Consider the following 3335-nt stretch of genomic DNA (forward strand, 5'->3'; position numbering starts at 1 on the left):
TCCTCTCCCCGCTGGAAATCAGACGAACCGCTTCCAGTTTGAACTCGCGCGTGAACTGCCTTCGCTTCTCGGCCATGTGTCACCTCCTGCCCGTAAACCTACGGGCTTATGTTGGTGTCCACCAAGCCGGGGCAATCCTACACGGCAACTACGGTCCGGCGCGGTGCAAAGGATGTGGTGTGTGCCCGGCTGTGAGGCCCCCATCCCCGACCCTTCCCCCAAAAACCCCTGGGGGAAGGGAGACCTCAGCGTGAGGGCGTCGTTCGGCACCAAACCTGTCGTCCGCGCAGGGGCAGCCTCACGGCAGTATCGTGAGGCTTTCAGCCGTTGTTGCGGCGACTTCAGTCGCTCGGCCCGGGCGGCTGCACCCGGTTCGGCCTTTCCGCGCCGCCAACCCTCCCCCAGTCTTTTTTGGGGGAGGGTGGGTGAGTAATGCGAACCCGGGTGGGGGCCGCCCTGAAGCCCCGCTTAACGCAAAAAGCCCCGCTCACGCGAGGCTCGTTCGGTCGGTGGAAGATCTTCAGATCTACTCGCGCTCGTCCACGCGCAGGGCGGCGGAGGGGCGCACGGGGCGCGTGGGGAGGAACCAGAGCAGCGAGCAGGCCGCGTACACTTCGCGCCCCACCCCCAGCAGCGGCGGCACGATCAACAGCAGTGCGTACATCGCCGCGGACGCGAGGTTCTTTCGCCGGGCGGACCGCAGGCCGGCCTGCATGGACCGCCGCTCCATCAGCCCCGTGAGGTCGCCGCGGCGCACGCTCACCTCCGCCAGGCCCGACACGGCGCTGGCCTCGGCGGTGTTGAGCCCCACGCGCAGCAGCGCACGGCCGTTGCGCATCAGCAGCGCAGCGACGCCCGCGATCGCGAGCAGCAGCAGCAGGGCGGAGGAAAGCGCGTTGTTCACACCCCAAGTTTCGCGCCCCGCGCGCCTCGCCGCAACCGCTCCCCGAAGCCGCCACGGGACGCACGTCGCCCCGCCGACGTGCGTCCGCCCGCCATCCGGAATCGCCTGTCAGGACGAGGGGAAGCGGTCAGCGAAGCGCGTGATCCACTCGGTCGCGGCCTCCTCGGAGGTCAGCTCGCGCCCCTGTTCTGCGGCCTGGCGGCGGTACTGGTCGATGGCGCACACCTGCTCTACCATGCGGATGCGAAAGGCGTCCTCCGCGCCCAGGAACTGCACGCCCACGCAGTACGCGTCGCCCTCCGGCCGGCACCACGCCACGCGGGCCACGGCGTCGAACGGCGGATCCACCTGCGCGATGCGGACGCGGATCTCCGTGCCGGGCGCCAGCTCTTCCGGCGACACGAAGGAGAGCCCGCCCGGACTCACGTTGTTGGTGGCGGACGGCCGCATCCCCGACCCGCCGCGCACCGGCTCGATCTCGATGGGCACGTCCGCCGTGTGCCGGATGTAGCGGCGCGGAACGCTGTACCGGGACTGCGGGGCTTCGGTGCTCATCGGTTCTGCGGGGGAGCGGCGGTCATGCGGGGCGAAGCAGGCACCAGGTGGTCATCGCCCGCAGGTTCTGCACGTTGGTGGTGCGGAGGGGATCGGCCAGGGTGGCGCCCAGCGCATCCGTGCGCTCCAGCAGCCGCGCCTCGTCCATCAGAAAGCGCGTGGTGCCGTCCGGAAGGCGGTAGCGCCCGCCCGCCAGCGGCTGCACCCGGTCCTCGATGCCGATCGTCGTCGCCAGCCGCGCGAAAAAGAGGCCGCCCGGCCGCAGCACCCGCCACATCTCGTTCACCATCTCGTCGAAGTGCGCCAGGTCGCGGGCAAAGTGCAGCACGGCGCTGCTCAGCACCGCGTCCATGGCGGCATCCGCGTAGGGAAGCGACTCCACCTCGGCCCGCTGCACGCGCTCCGGCGGCAGGTGCGGCGCAAGGTCCGCGAACAGCTGGCGGACGGTCAGCACCGAGCGCTCGTCGCGGTCCACGGCGAACACTTCGAACCGCTCGCGAAGGAACCACACCAGGTTGCGCCCGGCGCCGCACCCCGCGTCCAGCACGGTGCGGTACGCATCGAACCGCCCCTTGAGCAGCTGGTCGAAGAGGTAGATGTCGATCTCGCCAAAGTGCTCGCGCAGCTGCGCGGAATGCGCGCTCATCCGCAGGTGAGCGTCTGCGCGCCCGTCCAGCGCTCGCCCGGCTGCAGCCGCACCGGCGTGCCCACTGCGGCCGCCTCCACGCACAGCATCCGCTGCTCCCCACCGGGTTCCAGGTCCGCCAGGCGCGCGGCGGCTTCCGGGCCGGGGTTCCACACGACGGTGTCGGGAAACCCCAGGGCGCGGATGCGCATCCGGCGCTCGCCGTCCGTCAGCTCAAGCGAGGGCGGGGCATCCAGGTACACGCGGTCCACCTCGCCATGGATGCGCAGCTCCTCCGCCTCTTCCACCCGCTCCGCCTCCGCGACCTTGTCGCGGATACGCGTGCCCCGCAGCCCGCGCAGCACGGTGTGCGCCACGTCGTCCACGTGCAGATAGGTGTGCAGCGCGGCGGTAAAGGAGATGGGCTCATCCCCCGTGTTCTGCACCGTGAGCGCCACGTCCAGCACCGCGCCGGATACGGTGACGCGCAGCTCCGCGCAGAAAGCGTGGTTCCAGATGGCGCGCGTTTCCGGCGTGTCGCGCAGCTCGAACAGCGCCTGCTCCGGCCGCTCGCCGGGCATGAGACGCCAGGCGCGGTCGCGCGCGAAGCCGTGCTTGGGAAGCGGGCCCTCCGCCGCGAACTGGGGAAAGATGACAGGGATGCCGCCGCGGATGGCCGTACCGGGGCGGAACTCCGCCGTGCGGCTCAGGAACAGCGCGTCACGGTCCGCCCCCGCCGGCGTCCACGACGTCACGTGCGCGCCGTGCAGGTGCACCTCCGCGCGCGCCCCGTCCCGCGATTCCAGGACGATCGTTCGCGGCGATGCGTCGTGCACCGCGACCACGGGTGCGGGATCCGCTGCCTGTCCGTCGCTGTCCGTCATCGATCACCTGAACGGGATGAATTGCGTGGATCGGGCCGGGGCTGGCGCATGGACAATGCCGGAGCGCCGGGGCGGGGAGGACGGGCGACTGAAGTCGCGGCAACAACGGCGCGAAGTCCGCCTTCGCGGACTGCGGCGGCTGCGTCCGCGCGGGTGGCGGGAATCCGCGCCGCCCGCCATCCAGAGCGAGTGAATTCGCCGCTGGAAAAACACGAAGTCCGCCTTCGCGCAATACCGTTGACTTTACAGCACTCCCGCGCCATTCTGGAGTTCATAACCTCTGCCCAGGAGAGTGGTTATGGCTCGCACCCGGATGGTCCGTCCGGAGCAGGATCTGAAGCTGACCGACCTGTTCACCCTCGGCGCG

At 70.4% G+C, this 3335-nt stretch carries 4 protein-coding genes; all 4 read right to left on the minus strand.

Annotated features, from left to right (window positions below):
- Window positions 1–526: 526 nt before the first annotated feature.
- The 4 genes from VF665_RS11750 to VF665_RS11765 all read right to left on the minus strand — a co-directional run bounded on the left by VF665_RS11750 (window position 527) and on the right by VF665_RS11765 (window position 2968).
- The gene (locus tag VF665_RS11750) at window positions 527–904 is read right to left on the minus strand and encodes a hypothetical protein (RefSeq protein ID WP_331053627.1); all 378 of its coding nucleotides are present in this window, start codon (window positions 902–904) and stop codon (window positions 527–529) included.
- A gap of 108 nt (window positions 905–1012) precedes the next feature.
- On the minus strand, window positions 1013–1459 hold the full coding sequence (locus VF665_RS11755; RefSeq protein ID WP_331053628.1) for a PilZ domain-containing protein: 447 nt from the start codon (window positions 1457–1459) through the stop codon (window positions 1013–1015).
- Between the two features lie 22 nt (window positions 1460–1481).
- Window positions 1482–2105: a class I SAM-dependent methyltransferase gene (locus tag VF665_RS11760; protein WP_331053629.1), complete on the minus strand. Its 624-nt coding sequence runs from the start codon at window positions 2103–2105 to the stop codon at window positions 1482–1484.
- Window positions 2102–2968 carry a D-hexose-6-phosphate mutarotase gene (locus tag VF665_RS11765; protein ID WP_331053630.1) on the minus strand — a complete coding sequence of 289 codons (867 nt, stop codon included), beginning with the start codon at window positions 2966–2968 and terminating at the stop codon, window positions 2102–2104. The genes VF665_RS11760 and VF665_RS11765 overlap by 4 nt, the downstream gene beginning before the upstream one ends.
- Between the last annotated feature and the right edge of the window lie 367 nt (window positions 2969–3335).

The sequence above is a fragment of the Longimicrobium sp. genome (assembly GCF_036387355.1).
Lineage (GTDB): Bacteria > Gemmatimonadota > Gemmatimonadetes > Longimicrobiales > Longimicrobiaceae > Longimicrobium.

Bases quoted from the DNA above. Each gene is read 5' to 3' on its own strand.
- VF665_RS11755 (WP_331053628.1), bottom strand. From the start codon at position 1,459: ATGAGCACCGAAGCCCCGCAGTCCCGGTACAGCGTTCCGCGCCGCTAC.
- VF665_RS11760 (WP_331053629.1), bottom strand. From the start codon at position 2,105: ATGAGCGCGCATTCCGCGCAGCTGCGCGAGCACTTTGGCGAGATCGAC.
- VF665_RS11765 (WP_331053630.1), bottom strand. From the start codon at position 2,968: ATGACGGACAGCGACGGACAGGCAGCGGATCCCGCACCCGTGGTCGCG.